Source organism: Frigoribacterium sp. CFBP9030, from assembly GCF_034045195.1.
Lineage (GTDB): Bacteria > Actinomycetota > Actinomycetes > Actinomycetales > Microbacteriaceae > Frigoribacterium.
Genome location: NZ_JAXCWG010000011.1, coordinates 1 through 21,982, shown reverse-complemented (window position 1 = coordinate 21,982; position 21,982 = coordinate 1). Strand labels below are relative to the sequence as shown.

20 protein-coding genes are annotated in these 21,982 nt (G+C 72.3%); 10 read left to right on the top strand and 10 right to left on the bottom strand.

Annotated elements, in window-relative coordinates:
• Positions 1-56: 56 nt before the first annotated feature.
• Genes SOM13_RS11845 through ribB form a run of 3 tightly spaced genes read right to left on the bottom strand, consistent with a single transcriptional unit; the run spans position 57 to position 2,367 of the window.
• Positions 57-473 (bottom strand): SRPBCC family protein, encoded by a 417-nt coding sequence (locus SOM13_RS11845; RefSeq protein WP_341850019.1) that lies wholly within the window; start codon positions 471-473, stop codon positions 57-59.
• Positions 473-1,684, bottom strand: coding sequence for a lysophospholipid acyltransferase family protein (locus SOM13_RS11840; protein ID WP_243214113.1), 1,212 nt, complete (start codon positions 1,682-1,684; stop codon positions 473-475). Before SOM13_RS11840 ends, SOM13_RS11845 begins: the two co-directional genes overlap by 1 nt.
• Entirely contained in the window at positions 1,684-2,367 is a 684-nt protein-coding gene (gene ribB, locus SOM13_RS11835) for a 3,4-dihydroxy-2-butanone-4-phosphate synthase (RefSeq protein WP_320479821.1), read from the bottom strand. Before ribB ends, SOM13_RS11840 begins: the two co-directional genes overlap by 1 nt.
• A 194-nt stretch (positions 2,368-2,561) precedes the next feature.
• On the opposite strand from ribB, the gene SOM13_RS11830 reads away from it, so the two are divergent.
• The 3 genes from SOM13_RS11830 (at position 2,562) to SOM13_RS11820 (ending at position 6,080) form a co-directional block, all read left to right on the top strand.
• On the top strand, positions 2,562-4,772 hold the full coding sequence (locus SOM13_RS11830) for an MMPL family transporter (protein ID WP_320479820.1): 2,211 nt from the start codon (positions 2,562-2,564) through the stop codon (positions 4,770-4,772).
• Positions 4,769-5,281, top strand: a complete 513-nt coding sequence (locus SOM13_RS11825; RefSeq protein WP_243214115.1) for a MarR family winged helix-turn-helix transcriptional regulator — start codon at positions 4,769-4,771, stop codon at positions 5,279-5,281. The genes SOM13_RS11830 and SOM13_RS11825 overlap by 4 nt, the downstream gene beginning before the upstream one ends.
• 91 nt (positions 5,282-5,372) lie before the next feature.
• Positions 5,373-6,080: a Rho termination factor N-terminal domain-containing protein gene (locus SOM13_RS11820; RefSeq protein WP_320479819.1), complete on the top strand. Its 708-nt coding sequence runs from the start codon at positions 5,373-5,375 to the stop codon at positions 6,078-6,080.
• 66 nt (positions 6,081-6,146) lie between these two features.
• Here the strand turns inward: SOM13_RS11820 and SOM13_RS11815 are convergent, their stop codons facing one another.
• From SOM13_RS11815 to SOM13_RS11790, 6 genes are all read right to left on the bottom strand, one after another.
• Positions 6,147-7,997 (bottom strand): immune inhibitor A domain-containing protein, encoded by a 1,851-nt coding sequence (locus SOM13_RS11815; protein ID WP_320479818.1) that lies wholly within the window; start codon positions 7,995-7,997, stop codon positions 6,147-6,149.
• 190 nt (positions 7,998-8,187) lie between these two features.
• On the bottom strand, positions 8,188-8,943 hold the full coding sequence (gene mtnN, locus SOM13_RS11810; RefSeq protein ID WP_320479817.1) for a 5'-methylthioadenosine/S-adenosylhomocysteine nucleosidase: 756 nt from the start codon (positions 8,941-8,943) through the stop codon (positions 8,188-8,190).
• Positions 8,940-9,392, bottom strand: coding sequence for an S-ribosylhomocysteine lyase (locus tag SOM13_RS11805; RefSeq protein ID WP_192061808.1), 453 nt, complete (start codon positions 9,390-9,392; stop codon positions 8,940-8,942). The genes mtnN and SOM13_RS11805 overlap by 4 nt, the downstream gene beginning before the upstream one ends.
• A 229-nt stretch (positions 9,393-9,621) precedes the next feature.
• Positions 9,622-10,464, bottom strand: a complete 843-nt coding sequence (locus SOM13_RS11800; RefSeq protein ID WP_414655524.1) for an ABC transporter ATP-binding protein — start codon at positions 10,462-10,464, stop codon at positions 9,622-9,624.
• Complete coding sequence (locus SOM13_RS11795; RefSeq protein WP_320479816.1) at positions 10,461-11,480, bottom strand: FecCD family ABC transporter permease; 1,020 nt, start codon at positions 11,478-11,480, stop codon at positions 10,461-10,463. The genes SOM13_RS11800 and SOM13_RS11795 overlap by 4 nt, the downstream gene beginning before the upstream one ends.
• Positions 11,477-12,538: a FecCD family ABC transporter permease gene (locus SOM13_RS11790; protein WP_320479815.1), complete on the bottom strand. Its 1,062-nt coding sequence runs from the start codon at positions 12,536-12,538 to the stop codon at positions 11,477-11,479. Before SOM13_RS11790 ends, SOM13_RS11795 begins: the two co-directional genes overlap by 4 nt.
• An 88-nt stretch (positions 12,539-12,626) precedes the next feature.
• Between SOM13_RS11790 and SOM13_RS11785 the strand changes: the two genes are divergently transcribed.
• The 7 genes from SOM13_RS11785 to SOM13_RS11755 all read left to right on the top strand — a co-directional run bounded on the left by SOM13_RS11785 (position 12,627) and on the right by SOM13_RS11755 (position 20,730).
• Entirely contained in the window at positions 12,627-13,622 is a 996-nt protein-coding gene (locus SOM13_RS11785; protein WP_320479814.1) for an iron-siderophore ABC transporter substrate-binding protein, read from the top strand.
• 14 nt (positions 13,623-13,636) lie between these two features.
• Positions 13,637-14,509 carry a siderophore-interacting protein gene (locus SOM13_RS11780; protein ID WP_320479813.1) on the top strand — a complete coding sequence of 291 codons (873 nt, stop codon included), beginning with the start codon at positions 13,637-13,639 and terminating at the stop codon, positions 14,507-14,509.
• 53 nt (positions 14,510-14,562) lie between these two features.
• Positions 14,563-14,931 carry a hypothetical protein gene (locus SOM13_RS11775; protein WP_192061798.1) on the top strand — a complete coding sequence of 123 codons (369 nt, stop codon included), beginning with the start codon at positions 14,563-14,565 and terminating at the stop codon, positions 14,929-14,931.
• A 176-nt stretch (positions 14,932-15,107) separates the two neighbouring features.
• The gene (locus SOM13_RS11770) at positions 15,108-17,408 is read left to right on the top strand and encodes a transglycosylase domain-containing protein (RefSeq protein WP_320479812.1); all 2,301 of its coding nucleotides are present in this window, start codon (positions 15,108-15,110) and stop codon (positions 17,406-17,408) included.
• Positions 17,405-18,322, top strand: coding sequence for an endonuclease/exonuclease/phosphatase family protein (locus SOM13_RS11765; RefSeq protein WP_320479811.1), 918 nt, complete (start codon positions 17,405-17,407; stop codon positions 18,320-18,322). Before SOM13_RS11770 ends, SOM13_RS11765 begins: the two co-directional genes overlap by 4 nt.
• Positions 18,323-18,559: 237 nt before the next feature.
• Positions 18,560-19,927 carry a hypothetical protein gene (locus tag SOM13_RS11760; RefSeq protein WP_320479810.1) on the top strand — a complete coding sequence of 456 codons (1,368 nt, stop codon included), beginning with the start codon at positions 18,560-18,562 and terminating at the stop codon, positions 19,925-19,927.
• Positions 19,928-20,034: 107 nt separating this feature from the next.
• A complete protein-coding gene (locus SOM13_RS11755; protein ID WP_320479809.1) occupies positions 20,035-20,730 on the top strand; it encodes a hypothetical protein in 696 nt (231 codons plus the stop codon).
• Here SOM13_RS11755 and SOM13_RS11750 read toward each other — a convergent pair.
• A complete protein-coding gene (locus SOM13_RS11750) occupies positions 20,720-21,694 on the bottom strand; it encodes a glycosyltransferase family A protein (RefSeq protein ID WP_320479808.1) in 975 nt (324 codons plus the stop codon). The two genes, SOM13_RS11755 and SOM13_RS11750, sit on opposite strands and share 11 nt — an antisense overlap.
• Between the last annotated feature and the right edge of the window lie 288 nt (positions 21,695-21,982).

Below are 21,982 nucleotides of genomic sequence, written 5' to 3'. Positions count from 1 at the left end.
TCGGCCGATCCGAGGCGGCCGGTCGACGTGAGCCGGGCGGCCGCCCCGGAGACCGATCAGCCGGCGCGTGCGTCGCCCGCCGTCTGGTCGAGCCTCTCGAGCCGCCACGACGGCACGGGTTCGAACGCCCGCCGCATCAGGCGGAGCACGGCGCCGCGGTGCTCCATGCGATGCGACACGAGGGTGCCGCCCGGCACCCTGTCCATCCGCCATTCGCCGAGCTCGTCGGCGCCGGGGGCCACGAGACGGTAGGCGACTCGCGCCGGGCCGGTCTCGAGGTACGTGATGTGGCCGCCGACCAGCCCTCGGATCCGGATCGGGTACGCCCGGCCGATCGTCGCCGGCCCAGGAGGCGCGGTGACGGACGACAGCGCCGGGTTCCAGTCGGCGACGGCCGAGACCTCGACGAGCACCCGCAGGACATCCGCCGGGCGACGCCGCATCGAGCGGCTGGCCGAATGCACGACGGGCATCACGTCGCGGCCCCCCGCAGCTCGCCGACCAGGCGTTCGGCCCGGCGCACCCGAGACGCGTGGTGCGGGTGCTGCGTCGGCGTCTCGGCCACGACCCGTCGCAGCTGCTCGAGCGCCTGCCGATGCCGACCGAGCCGCTGCAGGGCCTCGGCCGAGGCCATGGCGGTGCGGGTCGGGTCGGCGGCGTCGGCCGCGGCGACCGCGAACCGTTCGAGCGCCCGCTCGGCGCCGCCGCCGAGGGCCGTCGGCACGGCGAGACACCATCGACCCAGCAGGTAGTTGGCCAGCGGATGGGCGGGGGCCTCGCCGAGGAGGCGCGCGAGGCGTCCGCGGATCACCATCGCGGCCACGAGACGGACCGGCCCCCGCCACCGGGTCGCCCGGAGAGCCGCGAGTCGGATCCGCTGCGTCCGCAGGTCGAGACCCCGACGCTCGACGGTGCCGACCACGGTGGTCAGCATGCGCAGTCGACGGAGCACCGCGGGGGCGATCCGCCCGTCGTCCGTCAGCTGGCGGACGATGGAGGCGTCGACGGCGTCGGCCGCGGGCGGCACGGGGATCGCCGACGAACGCGCTGCGTTCCGGGCCGCCCGGGCCACGAGCGACTCGACAACCGCCCGGCTCGACCCGGCGAGGGCCTGCGCCGCCTCGGGCTTCGTCAGAGTGGAGTCGACCTCGAGGGGCGCGCCGATCACGACGTCGACGCGACCTCGTCGGAACCACCGGTCGCCCTTGCGGAGCACGTCGGCGGTGCCGTGCAGACCGATGGGGATCATGGGCGCCCCGTGGGCGAGGGCGAATCGGAAGGCCCCGGGCTTGAACTCGCGCATCGGACCGCCGTCTCCGCGGGTGCCCTCCGGATAGACGCAGAGCCCGTCGCCCGAGCCGAGCACCCGCCGGACCTCGCGGAGGGTGTCGGGCCCGGGGACGTCGCGGTCGACCGGGATGCCGTACCAGGCCGTCGCCCACAGACGAGGGAACGGCCGGGCGAAGCTCTCGCGCTTGGTGAGGAACCAGACAGGACGGCCCCGGAGGGTCTGGACCACCACCTGGACGACGAAGTGGTCGAAGTAGCTGGCGTGGTTCGGGACGACGACGAGCGGACCGTCGAGCGGGATGTTCTCGAGCCCTTCGACGCTGCCGATGCGCCGTCGGACGATGCGCCACACCACCGACCGGGTCGCCCCGCGGATGACGCGGAGGGCCAGCATCAGTCGCGACCCTGCTCAGCGCGAGCCTCGTCGGCGCGGTGGCGGACGAGCTCCGCGATGCTCGTCAGCACGAGGCCGTGCTCGGCCGCGAACTCGCGCAGGGCGTCGAGACGGAGCATCTCGCCGTCGACCCCGATGATCTCGACGATGACGCCGGCGGGCGCGCACCCGGCCAGACGGGCGAGATCGACCGACGCCTCGGTGTGACCGGGTCGCTCGAGGACCCCGCCGGGGCGGGCGATCAGCGGGAACACGTGCCCGGGTCGGGCGAGATCGTTAGCGTCGCCCGACACGGCGAGGTGGATGGTGGTCGCCCGCTCGGAGGCGGAGATGCCCGTGGTGACGCCGTGAGCGGGTGTGCCGTCGATCGACACCGTGAAAGCGGTCGACTGGTGGTCTTCGTTCTTCTCGACCATGGGGTCGAGTCGCAGCTCGGCCGCGCGCCCCTCGTCGAGCGCGAGGCAGACCAGGCCGCGACCGTGGGTGATCATGAAGTTCACGATCTGGGGTGTGACGTGCTCGGCGGCGACGATGAGATCGCCTTCGTTCTCGCGGTCCTCGTCGTCGACCACGACGACCATCTCGCCGCGGCCGATGGCGCCGATGGCGGCTCGGGCGTCGCTCAGGGGCGCGGCGCCGATGGCGGCGGGCGGTGCGTCGGGGGTCTCGGTCTGCAGGGTCATGGTGCTCCTCGTGAGGTGATGTGTCGCGTGGCGGGCTGTGTAAGCAGCCAGAATGTCAGATGTATGACTCCACAACAAATGTCGAGACATCTATCGGCCTCGAGCCTCGAATCGACGTCGGACTCGCTACGTGATACAACATGCATGTTCCATCATCTACCGGCGTCGTCCGACGCCCTCGACGGGAGACCGCCATGTCACGACCGAACCATCCCCTCCGGCGAGCACCTCGCCTCGTCCTCACCGCGTGGGTGATCCTGGTGGCGGTCGCCGCGGCCCTCGCCCTCCAGCTCGACGGCGCACTGTCGGGCGGCGGCTTCACCGCACCCCGGGCGGAGGCGCTGGTCACCCAGGCGGGCATCGAACGCGACTTCGGCGACGCCCCCAACCAGGTCGTCGTGGTGCTCGACGGCGACGACGCCATCTCCCCCGCCGCGATCGACGAGACGACGGCGCTGCTCACCGAGCATGGAGCGGTCTCCGTGACGACACCCGGGCAACGACCCGACTACGCGTCCGCCGACGGCCGCACGGTCGTGATCACCGCGGGCTTCGACGGCGACAACACCGTCGCTCAGAACCTCACCCCCGACCTGCAGGAGGGCGTCTCCGACCTGGCCGGCGGCGTCGACGGCTACGTGACGGGTCAACCCGCACTCGACTACCAGCTGAACGCCCACTCGAAGGAGGACGCCCTCCGGGCCGAGCTGATCGTCTTCCCCGTGCTGATCGTCGTCCTCCTCATCGTCTTCCGCTCAGTCGCCGCCGCCGTCGTGCCCCTGCTCATCGCCGGCTCGTCGCTCGCGATCGCCCTGGGCGTCGGCTACCTCATCGCCCGCGAGACCGACGTCTCGAACCTGTACTCGAACATCGTCTCGATGATCGGCCTGGCGGTGTCCGTCGACTACTCGCTGTTCATCGTGAAGAGATTCCGCGAAGAGCTGAGCCACAGTCGGAGCGTGCGCGACGCCGTCGACGTCGCGATGGCCCGCGCGGGTCATTCGGTGCTGTTCTCCGGCGCCGCGGTCATCGTGGCCCTGGCCGCCCTGCTCGTCCCCCGCGTCATGGCCTTCACGAGCATCGCCCTGGGCGGCATGATCGTCACCGCGGTGGCGCTGGTGCTCACGCACACCGTCCTGCCGTCGCTCCTGATCCTCCTCGGTCGTCGCATCGACTGGGGTCGCGTCCCCCTGCCCAGTCGTCGACCTCGCCGGGCGTCCGGCTCCACCGCCGCCGGCTCGACGAGCACCGGCACGGGCCTGCGCGGTCGTCCGAGCCCGACCCGCGCGATGTCGGCCGTCGTGGCCCTCGTCGGCGTCGTGGGGCTTCTCGCCGTGTCGTCGCCGGCCCTCGGCCTCTCGCTGCAGTCGCCGGTCGCGAGCGCCACCGTCCTCCCCGAAGACGACCCCGCTCGCATCGGACTCGACGTGGCCGCGGCCCGGATCGGCGTGGACGACCTGTTCCCGCTCCAGGTCGTCATCGGCGCGGACGACGCATCGGAGCTCGTCGACGACGTCGCGAAGGCCAGCCGCCTGCTGCAGGAGCACGCCGACGTCGCCTCGGTCACGAGCGTCACCACCTCCGGGATCGACCCGGCGCTGCTCCCCGCGCTGCTGGCCAGCGACGAGGCTCCCGCCGAGCTGGGGGCGCTGTGGGCCGAGGGCTCCGCGGGGACGGTCGCGCGCCTCCTCGTCACCACCGACGACGGACCGGACTCGGTCGAGGCGCACGACCTCGTCCGCGAGATCCGCGACGAGCTGCCCGACGAGCTCGGCTCGTCGTCGACCGTTGCGGTCGCCGGGGCGACCGCCCAGGGGCTCGACTTCGACGAGACGCTCGTCGACTCGCTGCCGACCATCGCCGTCCTCGTGTTCGTCGCGACGTTCCTGCTGCTGATCGTGGCGTTCCGATCCGTGACGCTCTCGCTGCTGGCGCTCGCGTTCAACGCGCTCGTCGTCGGAGCGAGCCTCGGGGCGCTCACCCTCGTGCAGTCGCTGACGAGCGACGTGCCGCTGAACTCCGTCACCCCCGTCCTGCTCTTCGCCGTGATGTTCGGCCTGAGCATGGACTACATGGTGATCATCATCGCCCGGATCGCCGAGACCTACGAGCGCGGGGCCGTCTTCGGCTCGGCGGTGACCGACGGGCTGCGGGCGACCCGACCCATGATCAACAGCGCCGCCCTCATCATGATCGTCGTCTTCCTCGCGTTCATGACCGGGCAGATCAGCATCGTGCGCGAGATCGGCCTGGGGCTGGCGATCGCGGTGGCCCTCGACGCCGTCGTCATCCGCACGATCGTGCTGCCGTCCGTGCTGCGGGCCATCGGCCCGGGTGTCTTCGGGGCGCGGAGTCGTCGACGTCGACCGCAGCCCCAGACGGCGGGCGGTAATCTCGTGTCGTGACATCCTCTGGCGGACCCCGAGCCGAGCTGGCCCCCTCCGAGTTGCGCTACCTCGTGCTCGCCGCCCAGCGCGAAGGCAACCGAGCCGTGGCCGACGCGCTGGCCCCCGTCGGGCTGACACCCTCGCAGGCCGAGGTCGTCGGGGTGCTCGACGACTCCGGCCCCCTGACGCTCAAGGCCCTGGGCGAGCTGATCGTCTGCGAGACCGGCAGCCCGAGCCGGATCGTCGACGCGCTGGTCCGCCGTGGGCTCGTCGCACGGGAGACGAGCCCCGACGACCGTCGCGCCGTCGTCCTCAGCCTCACCGACGACGGCCGCGCGCTCGTGCCGCACGTGCGGGCGGTCGACGCGGGGATGGACGACGTGCAGGGTCGCACCTCGGGCGACGACCTGGCCGGGCTCGTCGCGGTGCTCCGCGGGTTCCTCGCCGGCTCGGCCAGTGCGGAGGTGCTCGACCGCCGATTCGGCGCCGACCGCACGGTGGTCGAGGACGCTCCGCGTTCCGACTGAGCGGACTCCTCGACTCCCGCCGGCGGATCGGTCGGGCGCCGGAAAGGCATGAGGGGGTTGTGCGTACACCTCGAGGGTCGACAATGTCGGAGTGAGCAAAAAGATCAAGACAGCCCTCAGAGATCTCGTCGACGCCCTCGAGAAGCACGCGGCAGTGACCGCGGAGCGACCGACATCGTCCAAACGCGCTGGTCGTGCGACGGCGAAGGTCCGCTCCGCGGCCGCCGCCTACACGTCGATCGTCGCCGACAAGACCGGGCAGCCCAACCCGTTCGTCGACTTCCTCGACGACGAGACCGTCGCCTCGCTGCGCGCCGAACGCGACGCCGTCGCCCGCAAGCACGACGACAAGAAGTCGAAGGGCGACGAGAAGACCGTCGTCGCGCCGACCCCGTCTCTCGACGAACTCACGAAGTCGGAGAAGAAGGGCAAATCGGACAAGAAGGGCAAGTCCGACGGAAAGGGCAAGACCGACGAAAAGGGCAAGACGGACGAGAAGGGCAAGTCGGACAAGAAGGGCGAGTCGGAGAAGTCTGACAAGAAGGACAAGTCCGGTAAGTCCGACAAGCCGTCGAAGACCGCCCCCGTCGCGTCGTCGATCTTCGTCCCGCCGCTGCCCCCCGTCGTCACCGTCGACGAGACCGTCGCCGACGACACCGCGATCGACCCGTCTCGCGACCTCACCGCGATGACGCTCGTGCAGCTGCGCGCCCTCGCGCGCGAGGCTGGGCTCTCCGGGGTGTCGCGGGCGACGAAGGCGCAGCTGATCGAGCACCTGCACCGCGGCGCCACCAGCTGAGTCGACGGACGACGGGAGGCGCGGGTCCACTGGACCCGCGCCTCCTTCATGTCTCCCCGCGTGCGCTCAGTCGACGCGGAGGGTCATCATCCCCTGCTTGTTGCTCTGCAGCACCTGGATGGTCGTGCCCGATCCGGCGACCTTGACGGAGCCCTGCGGGTTCGACGCGTCGTAGTACGCGAGCGGGTCGCTGTCGTCGAACATCGACACCGCCGGTCGCGCCGGCGCGGTCATCGTCAGCGACGCGCCGCCGAGCTCGCGGTGCAGCGTGATCGGGTCGGTGCGCTGGATGCCGAACGTGGCGTCGAAGCTCTGGATCCGGTTGCGGGCGACCGAGCCGTCCGACCAGGTCAGCGCCGTCGGGTTCGCGTCGACCGGCAACGCGAGCCCCGCACCGGGGTGCTGCGCCGTGTTGTTGTCCGACTGCGCGGAGTCCCAGTAGGTGATGCTGAGGCCGTCCTGATACGGGAAGTGCTCGACGCGGTCGGGCTGCGACTCGAGCCAGCCGAAGTTGTACGGACCGGTGCGCAGGGTGTCGTCGTAGCCGCCGTACTGCCGGTTCTCGGCGAGATAGAAGCGGGCGTTCCCCTTCTTGTCGAAGGGCAGCGTGACCACGACGGCCTGCGGCTTCTTCGTGGCGTGGAACGACGGGCCGATCTGGTGCGTGGACTTCGCCGCCTTCGGGCCGCCCACCGCGATCTCGTAGTCGAGCCAGCCGAGCTGCAGCTTCTCCCAGGCGCCCATCTGGTTCGGGGTCGTGCCGATCGCCCCGTCGCCGTGACTCAGCCACGAGCCGGAGCTCATGAGCGTCCAGAAACCGGTGCCGTTCTCGCCACCGCTGGTGTCGTAGAGGTCGGGCAGACCCAGGTCGTGACCGTACTCGTGGGCGAAGACGCCGAGGCCGCCGTTCTCGGGCTCGGTCGTGTAGTCGCGCACCCAGAAGTCGGTGTCGCCGATCTTGACTCCGCCGAACGGATTGACCGCGGGGCCAGCCGTGCCCTCCGCGTCCTGACCGACCGCCCAGCGGTGCGACCAGATGGCGCTCGAGTCGGCGCCCGCCTCCTCGCCCTCGCCGGCGTGGATGGCCTGGAAGTGGTCGATGTAGCCGTCGGGCTCGTCGAAGACGCCGTCGGCGTCGTAGTCGTAGCGATCCCACTGGTCGAAGGTCTGCAGGTACTCGGTGATCTGCGCGGGAGTCTTTCCGCGGGAGATCTGGTCGTCGTACCAGGCGTCGGCGGTGTCCTGCACGAAGCGGGTCATGTCGGCCTGGCTCTCGGTCTCGCCGTAGCTGGCCGACGAGTACGGCACGGTGACCCAGTCGCTGACGTCGCCGTCGACCGTGTACCGGCCGCTCGACATCTCCTCGTAGACGCCCTTCAGCGACTCGCCCTGCTGGTCGAAGAACATGTCGAGGTAGTGGCCGCGGCTGAAGTCGTTGGTCCAGTACGTGGAGTTGTCGTTCGCCCTGTCGGGCTGGGCGATCTCGTTGTGGATCGGGCCGGCCGGCGCGTCGGCGTAGCGCGGGTCGACCTCGTCGCCGAAGTCGACGAGGAACGACAGGATCTGGTCGCTCGACTCGACGCCGTACTGGGCCCACTGCCCCGGCTTGATCTCGACCGACTCGCTGTCGCTGCGCGCGCTCCGCTGCTGCGGCTCTGCCTGACCGGTGATCACCTGGGCCACCGCCTCGCGGTTCAGCTCGCGCTGGGCCTCGGCGGCGGGATCGGGGCGATCGTCTCTGCTGCGGGGCGAGAGCTGACCATCGGCACCGGGTGCCGCGGCGGCGGATGCCGCGGCGGCTGAAGGTCCGGCGGCGGACCCGGTGGTGGGAGCGGCGCCGGCCGGCGAGGCGAGCGAGGCGACGAGGAGCGACGCGAACGCCACTCCCCCGATCGCATTGACGTGGCGTTTCTTCACGAAGTGGACCCCTGTCGTTCATCCGAGAAAACTCTTAGGGAGAACATAGGTTCGTGGGGACTTCGTGCACAGTGGGCACTTCAGAGGTCGACGGTGTCCCCCGAACGAGGGTGCAGGGAGCCGAGGAGGCGCGGGTCGACCCGACCCGCGCCTCCTTCATGCCCGATGGCGCGTCGGCGGACGCCGCCGGTCAGCGGCTCGCCAGGCCCCGCACCAGCGCGAGGGCGACGTCGGCCGAGCGCCCGGCCGTCAGGGCCAGGTTCTCGTCGTGCACGTCGTGGGCGTCGGGCCCCGCGAGATCGCTGACGCCGCGCACCGAGACGAACGGCACGCGATAGACGTGGCAGGTCTGCGCGATGGCCATCGACTCCATGTCGACCGCGTCGACGTCGACCACGTCGGCGAAGGCGCTGCGGACGCCGACCACCCGGTCGGCGGTCATGAACGCGTCGCTCGACGCGATCAGGCCGGGGCGCACGGCCCAGCCGGCCTCGGACGCGACGGACGTCCCGTAGGCGAGCGCCGCCTCCATCAGGTGGTCGTCGGCGTGGAAGCTGGCCGGCATGCCCGGCACCTGACCGAGGCGGTACCCGAAGACGCGCGCGTCGGCGTCGAGGTTGACGTACTCGGCGCCCGCGACCACGTCGCCGATCTCGATCCCGTGGCCCATGCCGGCCGCGGTGCCCGCGCTGACGACGGTCGGTACGACGCCGTCGAGCGCGCCCGCCCGCACGATGGCCGACGTCGTCGCACTGGCGGAGTTGACGAAGCCGATGCCGCCCTGCACGAGCAGCAGCTCGACCCCGTCGATCTCGACGACGCGCTGCAGCGAACCGCCGACCGCCACGGGCTCGTCGACCCGGGAGGCGCGGTCGACGAACGGCTGGGCCTCGTCGCTCATCGCGACGACGACGATGATCGGCGGGACGGCTGCGCCCCGGCTCATCGGGTGACGGTCGACCACTGGTCGCGGGCCGCGAGGAACCCGCGAGCGACCTCCTGTGCGGCCTCGAGCGAGTGGTTCGCACCCCAGCCGCACTGCGTCTCGTTCGCGGCCGGCACCTCGGTCGCCGTCGTGATGTCGGTCAGCGTGCCCTCGACGAGCGACATGACGTCGTCGATCTCGGGGGTGCCCTGCAGGATCAGGTAGAAGCCGGTCTGGCAGCCCATCGGCGAGAAGTCGATGACGTCGTTCGAGCGGTTGCGCGAGTGCTCGGCGAAGAGGTGCTCGAGCGAATGCACGGCGGGCATCTCGAGGTGCGCCTCGTTCGGCTGCGTGAAGCGCACATCGAACTTGGTGATCGTGTCGCCCTTCGGCAGCGTCTTGTGATCGGCGACACGGATGTAGGGGGCCGCGACGGTGCGGTGGTCGAGGTTGAACGACTCGACGTTCATCTTGGGCTGGGTCACGATGTCTCCTCTGCGCCCGGGGCGCGGTCTCGATGGGCGGATCACCCTGGGGGGTGCAACGCCCGTACGAACCTAGGCCATTCCCTCCGGCCGTGTCGGCGGCGGCATCGAGGTGACGCGGAAGGGGCATGGTGGGGCCTCCTGGGGTCCCGTTGCGTCACCTCGATGCCGCGCGGGGGCGCGGGTGCAGGGGCGCGGCGGCGGGCCGGGCGGGTCAGCGGCGGCGGGGGACGACGAGGGGCGTGCCGGTGACGGGGTCGGGCACGATCAGGCAGGGCAGGTCGAACACGTCGGCGACGAGCTGCTCGGTGAGCACGTCGGCGGGTGCGCCGGTCGCCACGACGTCGCCGTCTTTCATCACGATCAGGTCGGTCGCGTACCTCGCCGCCTGGTTGAGGTCGTGCAGCACCGCGACCACCGTCGTCCCCTGCAGGTGCAGTCGGGCGAACAGGTCGAGCAGGTCGTACTGGTGCGCGATGTCGAGGTAGGTCGTCGGCTCGTCGAGCAGCAGCACGGGGGTCTGCTGCGCGAGCGCCATCGCCACCCAGACGCGCTGCCGCTGGCCGCCCGAGAGCTCGTCGACCGCCACGTCGACCAGCCCGGTCAGGTCGGTCTCGACGAGGGCGGCGTCGACGGCCTCGCGATCGGCCGCCGTCCACTGCCGGAACAGCCCCTGGTGCGGGTAGCGCCCACGCGACACGAGCTCGGCCACGGTGATGCCCTCGGGGGCGGTCGAGGTCTGCGGCAGCAGCCCCACCGTGCGGGCCGCCTCCTTCGGCGGGACGGACGCGAGCTCGCGCCCGTCGAGCAGCACCGACCCCGACCGGGGCTTCAGGAGGCGCGCGAAGGCCCGCAGGAGAGTCGACTTCCCGCACGCGTTCGGCCCGACGATCACCGTGAACGAGCCGTCGCGGATCTCGGCGTCGACGGACTCGCTGACCGTCCGCCGGTCGTAGGCGAGGTGCGCGGACCGGGCGACCAGACGCGGCGACGGAGCGACGGGCGCGGCGCCGGACCCGTCAGCAGCGGCGGCGGTGGTGGGGGTTCTCTCGGTCACACGGACCTCCGACTCTCTCCGACGAGCAGCGTGATCAGGTAGACCCCGCCGATGACGAGTGTGACGAGCCCGACCGGCACCGGGCTCGACGTGATGTGCTGCGCCACCAGGTCGGCGACGAGCAGCAGGACGGCGCCCGTGAGGGCTCCGGCGACGAGGGGCACGCCAGCCGATCGGACGAGACGCCGGGCCAGCTGGGGGGCGGCGAGCGCGACGAACGCGATCGGCCCGGTGCTCGCGGTCACGACGGCCGTGAGCGCCACCCCGACGACGACCAGGGCCAGCCGCGCCCCCTCGGCCCCGAGGCCGTGCGACCGCGCGGCGTCGTCGCCGAGCTCGAGCTGCCGCAGCGGGCGCGACAGCATCATCACGAGAGGGGTCAGCACGGCGATGAGCACGAGGGCGGGCACGAGCTGCGGCCAGCCGACGAGCGCGAGCGACCCGGCGCCCCAGAACGACGCGGTGAGGGCGACCTCGTTCTGCGCCCGCAGCAGCAGCCAGCTGTTGACGGAGTGCAGCAGCGCGGTCACGCCGATGCCGACGATGATCAGCCGCAGGCCCTGCACCCCGCCGCGGTAGGCCAGCAGATACACGATCAGCGCCGTCAGCAGCCCTCCGGCGAGGGCGCCTCCGGCCGTGCCGAGCGTCGACGACGCCCCTGTGACGATCACGACGATCGCGCCCGTGTACGCGCCGGTCGAGAAGCCGATCACGTCGGGCGAGCCGAGCGGGTTGCGGGTCAGCGACTGGAAGATCGCGCCCGAGACGCCGAGCGCGGCGCCGAAGACGAGGGCGGCGAGCACGCGCGGCAGTCGCCAGCCGAGCACGATGGTCGACGCGAAGCCGTCGCCGCCGAACAGGGCGCGGACGACCTCGATCGGGCTGAGCGGGTAGTCGCCGATGCCGAGCGCGACGATCGCCACGACGAGGGCCACGACGGCGAGCGCGATCGTCGCGATGCGGCGCCGATCCCGTGCCGTCGCGACGCGGCGGGGGCGGGGGCTCAGGGCGGTCATGATCCGCCCACCCGGCGTCGACGGGCGATGGCGATCAGCACGGGGGCCCCGACGGCGGCGGTCACGAGCCCGGCGGCGAGCTCCCCGGGAGGCGCGACGACGCGACCGAGGACGTCCGCCAGCAGCAGCAGCGCCGGTCCGAGCAGGGCCGAGAGACCGGTGATCCACGGCTGACTCGGCCCGACCAGACCTCGGGCGGTGTGGGCGACGATCAGGCCGACGAACGCGATGGGCCCGACGATCGCGGTCGCGCCTCCGGCGAGGAGCGTGACGACGATCAGCGACAGCACCCGCACGGTCGGCACCGAGACCCCCACCGACGCGGCGTGCTCGTCGCCGAGCGAGACGGCGTCGAGCGGCCGGGCGGCGACGAGGGCGACGACGAGGCCGACGGCGACGAAGGGGGCGACGGTCAGCACGGGCTCCCAGCCGCGGTCGGCCAGCGAGCCGACCTCCCAGGCGCGGACCGCGTCGAAGCGGCGGGGGTCGGACAGCACGATGGACGACGTGATGCCCGCGAGGACGGAGCCGAGCGCGAGACCGGCGAGGGTCAGACGGGCCGGACCACCGCCTCCTCGGCCCGCTCCGCCGATGAGCGAGACCGCGACCGTCGCGAGACCGGCCCCGACCAGCGAGAACCAGACCCAGCCGCTCGCGGCGGAGACGCCGAAGAAGCCGACCGCGAGGGCGACGGCGAAGGCGCTGCCCGAGGTGACGCCGAGGATGCCCGGGTCGGCCAGGGGATTGCGGGTCACCGCCTGGACGACGGCACCGGCCACCCCGAGACCCGCCCCCGCGACGATCGCGGCGACCGTTCGGGGCAGACGGAGGTCGAGCACCGCGGCGGCGTCGGCGGAGTCGCGCGACGCGGCGCCGACGATGATGCGGACCACCTCGTCGAAGGCCACGGGTCGAGCCCCGACGGCCAGCCCGAGGACGGCGGCGAGCACGAGGAGGAGGACGGCGATCACCAGGGCGAGCAGGCGGGTGCGGCGTCGGCGGACGCCGCCGGCCGGCCGCTGAGCGCGGTCGACCCCGTGGACCTCGGACGTCGCCATGCGGATTAGCTTAGGCTACCCTCACCTGAGACCCCGTCGAGGGTCCGCCCCCGTCTGATCACCCACCCCTCCCCCACGCAAGGAATCCATGCGCAAGTCACTCACGCTCGCCTCCGTCATCGCCGTCGCCGCCCTCTCGCTCGCAGGGTGCTCGGCCGACTCCGACACCGACTCGGACGGAGGGTCGACCGCCGGCGGCGCCGGATTCCCCGTCACGGTCGAGACCGCCTTCGGCGACGTGACCGTCGACGAGAAGCCGCAGCGCGTCGTCGCGCTCGGCTGGGGCGACGCCGAGACGGCCCTGGCGCTCGGCGTCCAGCCCGTCGGCGCCTCCGACTGGCTCGCCTTCGGCGAGGAGAACGACGGCGTCGGCCCCTGGGCGCAGGGTCTCTACGACACCCCGCCCGAGATCATCGGCACGCTCGAGCCCTCGTACGAGGCCATCGCGGCGCTCGAACCCGATCTCATCCTCGACACGAAGAGCTCCGGCGACCAGGCGCGCTACGACCGCCTCTCGGGCATCGCGCCGACCATCGGCGTCCCCGAGGGCGGCGAGAACTACCTGACCGACTTCGAGGACCAGATGGACCTCGTCTCCACCGCCCTCGGCGAGGAGGCCGAGGGCGACCGTCTCGTCGCCGAGAGCGAGTCGGCCGTCGAGGCCGTCGCCGACGCCCACCCCGAGTGGGACGACCTGACCGTGACCGCAGCCACGAAGACCAGCGAGGGCTGGGGCGCCTACATCGAGGGCTCCGAGCGCGTCGACCTGCTCGAGGAGTTCGGCTTCGACCAGAACCCCGAGATCGCGGCTCTGACCCCGAACGCCGGCGGCTTCTCGGTCGACATCTCGTCCGAGCAGCTCGACGTGATCGACGCCGACGTGATCATCGCGTTCCCGATCTTCATCGAGACGACCGAGATCACCGACGACCCTCAGTGGCAGCAGCTGCCCGCGGTGAAGGCCGGTCACGACATCGTGATCGACGGCGACGTCTCGTCGGCCTACTCGCTCGGCACCTCGCTCTCCCGTCAGTACGCCCTCGATCAGCTCGTCCCGCTGCTCGAGGACGCCACGGCGAACTGATCGGAGGGGACCGCGTGAGCGAGACGACTCCGGAGACCGGCACCGCCCCTCCTCGGCGCCCGGCCCGGCGGCAGCACGTGCTCGTCGTAGACCGGACCGAACGCGTGTCGCCGCATCTGATGCGCGTGCACCTGGGCGGACCGGCGTTCGACGGGTTCGTCGAGGCGGGCGAGGCCGCTCTGACCTCGACCGACCGCTACGTCAAGCTGCTGCTGGCCCGCCCCGGTCTCGGTCTGCAGCCGCCGTTCGACCTCGAGGCGCTCCGGGCCGAGCTCGCACCCGCCGACCTGCCGGTCCGTCGCACCTACACCGTGCGGTCGATCGACCGGGCGGCGCGCACCATCGCGATCGACTTCGTCGTGCACGGCGACGAGGGTGTGGCCGGGCCGTGGGCTCTCGCGGCCCGTCCGGGCGATCGACTGCAGATGTCGACGCCCGCCGGTCTCTGGTCACCGGTCGACGATCCCGCGGTGCTGCACCTGCTGCTCGCCGACGACTCGGCGCTGCCAGCGGTGGCGTCGGCCCTCGAGTCGATGACCGCCGACTCGCGCGGGCTGGCCCTCGTCGAGGTCGACACGGCCGACGACGAGCTCGACCTCGTCCGACCGGCGGGAGTCGAGCTGCGCTGGCTGCACCGCCGCGGCACCGCCACCCCGGGGGCGCCGCTCGTCGCCGCCCTCGCGGCGCTCGACGCCCCCGAGGGCCCCGTCGCCGTCTTCGCCCACGGCGAGCGCGGAGCCATGAAGGAGGCGCGGGCCATCGTCCAGGACGCCTGGGGTCTCGATCGCGCGGCCCTCTCGGTGTCGGCGTACTGGGCGCTCGGTCGGGCGGAGGATCGGTTCCAGGAGGAGAAGCGCGAGCCGATCGGGGCGATCTTCACGGAGTGACCCGGGCGGTCGACGACGGCTGTGGTGCACAGGGAGCCGCGAAGAGGCGCAAGATGTCTTCCGTGCAGAATGTGCAGAACGACCTGATGTCGCCCGAGAACAACGTCCAGCGGATCATGTGGACGGGGACCTACTGGTTCATGGCCGCCGTCGGGAGCGTCGCGGTGAGCCTCGGTCTCCTCCTCTCGTCGGGCTGGCGCCCCACCGTGCTGCCGACCGGACTCGCCGTCCTGTTCTGGGCCGCCTTCGGCCTGGTGGCCTTGAGCATCGGCCTGATCGGCTGGTCGGGCTGCCCCATCCTCGAGGTCGACGTGCCCACCGCGAGTCGCAACAAGTCGCTGACGATGCAGGGCGGCACGATGTTCTTCATCGTCGGGATGACCGCCGCGGCGGCCGCCGTGCTGCTCGGCCCCGCCGCCTGACGGGGCGTCGCCGGCGCCGTCTCCGTCGACCGACTAGGCATCACGGTCGGCTGACAATGTGCTGACGGGGCCCTGTGCGGACTTCGCCGGGAGGCGGACCGGACCGTACGGTCGGAGGCGATGACACGACGACTCGACTCCCCCAGCCAGGCCGCCGCATCGATCGGTGCGATCGCATGAGCGACGACGGACACCGCGCCTCCTGGGCGTCCCGGACGGGCGGCGCCCTCGGGGCGATCGCCGGCATGACCGGGCTCTCGGTCGTGGTCGGTGTGCTCGTCACCGTGCTCGTGACACCGGTGATCGCCGTAGCCGGCAGTGGTGCCAGCTTCGGGGTCAGGGCGTTCAACACGATCCCCGAGGCGCTCGAGATCGGCGAGCAGGCCCAGACCAGCGAGCTCTACGCCACCCGCGGCGGCGAACCGGTCAAGATGGCCGAGTTCTTCTCGCAGGACCGCCAGGAGGTCGGCTGGGACGCCGTCGCCCAGAGCGCGAAGGACGCGGCCATCGCCACGGAGGACCCTCGGTTCTACGAGCACGCGGGCGTCGACTCGTTCGCGGCCGTCCGCGCGGTGTTCCAGAACGTGGCGAGCGGCGGCGTCGAGAGCGGCGCGTCGACCATCACGATGCAGTACGTCCGCAACGTGCTCGTGCAGCAGGCCGAGGAGATGCTCGAATCGGGCGACCCCGAGATCGTCGAGGCCGGCGAGGCCGCCTACGAGGAGGCCACCGTCACGACCCTGCCGCGCAAGCTGCGGGAGATCAAGATGGCGATCGGCGTCGAGGAGCGCTTCGAGAAGGACGAGATCCTGCTCGCGTACCTCAACATCGCCAACTTCGGCGGGCGCGTCTACGGCATCGAGTCGGCGGCGCAGTACTACTTCGGGGTGTCCGCCGCCGAGCTGACCCCGGCGCAGTCGGCCAGTCTCGTGGCCACGGTCAACTCGCCCGCCGAGCTCCGCATCGACGACGAGTCGAACATCGCCCTCAACACACAACGCCGCGACCTGCTGCTCGCGAACATGAACGAGCAGGGCATGCTCTCCGACGCCGACTACACGGCGGCCGTCGAGACACCCGTCGCGCCCGTCATCACCGCAGCCACCAGCGGCTGCGCGAACACGCAGCCCGCCTCGGCCGCGTACTTCTGCGACTACGTGCGATCCGAGGTGCTGAACGACCCGGCCTTCGGCGAGACCGCCGACGAGCGCGCCGCGCTGCTGAACCGCGGCGGACTGCGCATCATGACGACGCTCGACCTCGACGTCCAGGACGCCGCCGCGGGCACCCTGCAGGCCCAGGTGCCCGGCAGCGTCGGGTTCGCCGACCTCGGCGGATCGCTCGTGTCGACCGAGGCCCGCACCGGGCGCATCGTCGCGATGGCCCAGAACACCGCCTACGGCAGCAGCCAGGACGCCGCCGGCACCACGCAGGTGAACTACGCCGCCGACTCGAGCCACGGCGGCTCGACCGGGTTCCAGGTCGGGTCGACGTACAAGGCCTTCACGCTGGTCGACTGGCTGCGCAACGGTAACTCGCTCTACGACGTCGTCAACGCCTCCAAGAACAACTGGAACACCTCGGAGTTCTCGTCGTGCCAGGGCGGATTCGGCTCGCAGCCGTACCCCGTGACCAACGACACCGGAGGCGCGCGCAGCGACATGACGCCGCTCCGCGCGACGACGCAGTCCGTCAACACGGCGTTCATCGCGATGGCCGCCGAGCTCGACCTCTGCGACATCGCCGACGCCGCCTCCGACCTCGGGGTCACGAACGCCGACGGCCGCGAGCTCAGCATCTTCCCCTCCGACGTGCTCGGCTCGGGCGCCAACACGATCGCCCCGCTGCAGATGGCGTCGGCGTTCGGCTCGATCGCGAACGGCGGCACCGCCTGCTCGCCGATCGCCATCGACAGCGTCACCCGCCCCGACGGCTCGACCGTCGCGCCGCCGTCGGCCGACTGCCGCGAGGCGGTCGACCCCGCGGTCGCCGCGACCACGGCCTTCGCCCTGCGGTCCGTCGTCGCCCCCGGCGGCACGGGCTCGGCCTCGAACCCCGGCGACGGCGTGCCCCTGATGGGCAAGACCGGCACCACCGACAACGCGAAGGACACCTGGATGGTCGGCTCGACGACCGAGGTGGCCACCGCGATCTGGGTCGGCAACGTCCAGGGCGAGGTGAGCATGCGCCGCAACACCCTGCCGGGCGGCGGAGCGGACACCGCGCGGCACCGCGTGTTCCAGCCGTACATGCAGGCCGTCAACGACCTGTACGGCGGCCAGCCGTTCGCGGCGCCCAGCGCGGCTCTGACCGAGCGACCCGCACCCCCGCCCGCGCCGACGCCGGCGCCGTCCGCGAGCCCGTCGGCACCCGCTCCGGCACCAGCGCCCGCACCCGCCCCGGGATCGCCCGGTGCGGGCGAACAGCCCGAGCCAGGTGACGGCGAGGGCGGCGAAGACTCCCCCGCGGGCGGATGACGCCCGGTCGCGACGGGGCCGCGGGGGCCGGATCCGACGGCACCGGGGCCGACGGCGACGTTGACGGCTACCGTGACGGCACGGCCGCGGCTCGGCCCACCGTCGGGCCCGTCGCGGCACCCGGGCTGCACGTCATGACCTTCAACCTGCGGCGGCGTCTGCCGGCGGTGCGGGCCGGCAGCCCCGACCGCTGGAGCCGGCGGGCACCACTGGTGTCGCGCCTCCTCGAGGCGGAACGCCCCGCCGTGCTGGCCGTGCAGGAGGTCATGCCCGATCAGTCCGTCGAACTCGCCGCGATGCTCGGACCGCGCTACGCGTCGATCGGCAGCGGTCGGGAGCGCGACCGCGGGGGCGAACGCGTCGAGCTGCACGTCGACACCGAGCGCCTCAAGGTGCTCTCGTCGAGCACCTGGTGGCTGTCCGACCGACCCGAGACGCCGGGGTCGAGGGGGCCGGGGGCGGTGTTCGCTCGCGTCGTCGTCCAGGCGGATCTGTCGGACCTCGCGACCGGGGCGCGGTTCACCGTCGTCGCCGTGCACATCGACCCGTTCTCGGCCCGGGCGAAGCTCGACGCCGCCCGGCGGATCCGCGCCGTCGTGGCACGACTCGACGGACCTGTCGTCGTGCTCGGCGACTTCAACGCCGACGACGACTCGCCGTCGCACGCCGAGCTGACCCGCGGCGGGCTCCTCGTCGACGCCCGCGCCGTCGCCGACCGACTCGTCGATCCGGGGTGGGGCAGCTGGTCGCACTACGGGCCGCCGCGCCCCGGCGGCCGTCGGCTCGACTGGGTGCTCGTCAGCCCCGACGCCCAGGTCTCGGCGGCGGGGGTCGGGGCGCCCCGGTTCGCGGGTGCCGCGGCGTCGGACCACGACCCCGTGCACGCCGTGCTGCGCTGGCCCGCTGCGCACTGAACCTCGGCGTGAGCATCGCACCCCAGCACGACGAGGTGCGATGCTCACGCGGGGGTTCTCGCAGCGGTCGGGGCGGCGGTGTCCCCCGGAGGCGCGGAGACGGGGGACGGAATGGTGACGATCCGGTGTCGGAGGCGCCGTCCGCTCGAACGGGGGGCCGTGCGGCACCCGGCGGGTCACCTAGGTTCGGACCGACGCGCCCACCCGAGGCGCCGTACCGTTCCAGGGGGAACACGCATGCCCAGATCACACCGCCTCCGCTCACGAGCCGGCGCCGCCGCCGCGCTCGTCGCCGCGATGGTCCTCGCCCCGACCGCCGCACTCGCCGCCCAGGCGCCCGCGACGCCTGCCGCACCCGCCGCGCAGGCACCCGTCGACGTGGTCGAGGTCGCACCGACCGACACCGCGACCACCACGCCGACGCCGACCGCGCCGGCCGAGACCGGCACCGGCACCGGCACCGGCACCGGCACGTCGGTCGTCGTCGGGGACAGCCCGGCCGCGACGCCCGCTCCCGCTGTGACGCCCGCTCCCGCTGTGACGCCCGCACCGGCCGCGACGCCCGCTCCGAGCGAGACGCCCGTCCCGGCATCGAGCGCCCCCGCGCCGTCGTCGGTCGTCGTCGTTCCCGGCGAGCCTTCGGAGCCCGAGCTGTACGCGATGTCGTCCATCACGTCCCCCGGCGACAACGTGCTGTTCTTCGCCGACTACTTCACCCCCGGCGACGCGGTGAGGGTCGACGTCGACGGCCCGGTCGTGACGGACTCCACGGAGTTCCTCGTCCACCCCGGCGATGACGGATTCGTCTTCGACACCGAGGGATCCACGTACTTCGACATGGACATCCCCGCGACCCTGGCCCTGGGCACCATCGTGGTCACGGTCTCGGATCAGAGCGGCCTCTCCCGCTCGATCGACATGACGGTTCGCGAGCCGATCGCCGCGCCGACGATCACGGCGCCGACCGGCGCGACCGCCGGGGTCGTCTCGCTCACCGGACGCGACGCGGTCCCCGGCTCCATCGCCAGCGTCGTCCTCGCCGACGGTGGAGTCGTCGACGAGTTCGACGACGGCGCGGTCACCGTCGGTGGCGCAGTCGTCGAACCGCTCATGGCCGAGAACGAGAGTTCGATCACCCGGTCCGCAGCTGCCGACTCCGACGACTGGTCCGAGTTCCCCTACGACACCGAGCCCGTGACCTACGACCCCGACACGATGTTCGTCGTGGCGACGGTGCCCGTCGCAGCCGACGGCACGTTCACGGCGGAGTTCGTCGTGCCGGCCGGCGAGTACGTCACCTTCGCCCAACTCCTCGTCGTCGTGAACGATGAGGACTTCGTCTTCTCGCCGGAGTCGGACCTCATCCGGTTCGCGGTCGCCGAGGCCGTCGCCACCCCTACGCCCGGCGCCACCACTCCCCCGGTCGTCGTGCCCGCCGGCAACACGACCGTCGTCGCCGGCGGCGCGGACGAGCGACGTGCGCGCGGGGCCCTCGCCTACACGGGTGCCGATCAGGGCGTCTGGATCGCCGGCGCCGCCGCGCTGCTGGCCCTCGGCACGGCACTGGTGGCCGCACCGCGCCTCCGGCGTCGCTTCGGTCGCTGAACCTCCGGGTGAGCATCGCACCCCCGAACGGCGAGGTGCGTTGCTCACACCCGGGTTCTCGCCCCCGGATGCGGGCACGATCGGGTCGAGGCGAGTGCAATGGACTGATGATCGAGACGTTCCTGCAGCGCCCGGCCCGCCCGACGGAGTGGGTCGCCGACGCGGTGCGGGCGCTGGCGGCCCTCAGCGTGGTGGTCGTCGGCATCGGCTGGGGCTTCGTCGAGATCGCCGTCATGATGCTCGCCCTCGCCGCCGTGCTGGCCCCGAGGTTCCTCGGGGTGCGACCGGGGTTCGACGTCTTCGCCGGCGCGACCGTGCTCGTCGCCGCCTGGAGCAGCGTCTTCGAGCTGTACACGCGCATCGCGGGCTGGGACACCCTCGTGCACTTCGCCCTCAACGGCGTGCTCGCGGCTCTCGCCGTCATCGTGGTGCAGCACACCGGGTTCGTGCCGTCCCGAGGCCACCGACTCGGACTCGCCGCCGCCACGGTCGCGATCGGTCTCGCCGCGGGCGTCCTGTGGGAGATCGGCGAATGGTGGGGTCACCACGTCGTCGACGACGCGATCTTCGTGACCTACGACGACACCATCGGCGACCTCGCCGCGGGCGGAGCCGGAGCTCTCGTCGCGGGCATCGCCCTCCCGGTGCTGACCGCCGGGCGCCGCCGACACGATGCAGGCGGACCCACGGGCGGCACCCGCACCGACACGGGAACCGTCGACACGAGGCCGGCCGACACGGGGCCCGCCGACGACATGCTCACCCCGCCGACCGACCGACGAGGCGCACCGCTCACCTGGTGACGCGCCGTCGCCCGCCCCGTCGGAACAGCCGAGGAGGCGCGGGTCGGCTCCGCGCCGGAGCCTCGCGTGCTCCTGCGGCGTCGTCAGCGGCGCCTGCGGAGGCGTCGACAGCGTAGTCAGCGGCGTCGTCGGCGGAGCCTCCTGAGACCTCGACGGGCAGATGCCCGCCACCCGACAGCACATCGACCGCGGCGACCTCGTGGGTCAGCCCGAGTCGACGGAACACGCCCGCGGGGTCGGCCCGCAGCCAGCGCCACCAGGGTCGACCGTCGACGCCGTGCACCGTGAACGAGTGCAGCGCGCGGTAGGTGCGCAACCAGGGGCCGTTGCGGAGACTCAGCGGACGGGCCGAGATGCCGGTGACCAGATCATGCCGATAGGCGATCCGGCCCTGCCCCGCGAGCTGCAGATCGCCGAGGTGGACGGCGAGATCCATGTCGTCGTGCAGCATCCGGTCGTGCCGATGCACCACGTCGCGCACCCGCGACCACGCCGAGCGGCGCATCATCATCGTCGAGCCGAACAACGGCCAGTGCGCCAGCCCGGCCCCGACGATCAGGTGATAGGCGCCGACGTAGAACGTCGAGAGGACGGTGCCCGCCAGGACGGGCGCGTCGTAGAACCGGGCGTTCGTGCTGACCGCCAGCACGTCGGCGTCCTGCTCGAAGGTGCGGACGAGCTCGGCGACCCAGTGTCGCGGCAACACGCTGTCGGCGTCGACGCGACCGATCAGGTCGGCGTTCGTCGAGTCGTAGCCGGTGCTCGCCGCCGCCGCGATGCCGACCTCTGACTCGGTGACCACACGGGCGCCGTACCGTCGCGCGACCTCGACCGTGTCGTCGGTGCTGCCGTTGTCGACGACGACGACCTCGTCGGGGAGACGGGTCTGCCGCGCGAGCGACCTGAGACAGGCGTCGAGCAGATCGCCGTCGTCGCGAACAGGGACGACCACGCAGACGAGCACCGCACCAGTCAACCCCGTCGGGGGCGTTCTCGGGCGTCCGCCGCGCCTCCTCGACCGGGTTCGGCCCACCCGGGGTCGTCGTGCGCCCGGCCGTGGGCCTCCGCCCGGGGTCGATGAGTCACGACTCGCCGCGGGGTCGGGAGGGTGCGCGGCGAGTCGTGACTCATCGAGCGGGCGAGCAGGGGGCGGGCGTGCGGGCGCACGGGAAAACCCCACCTCGCGAAGCCGTGAGGCCTTGCGGGGTGGGGTTCCACCGGGAACACGGGCCCCGGCCGGGGGCCGGAGCCC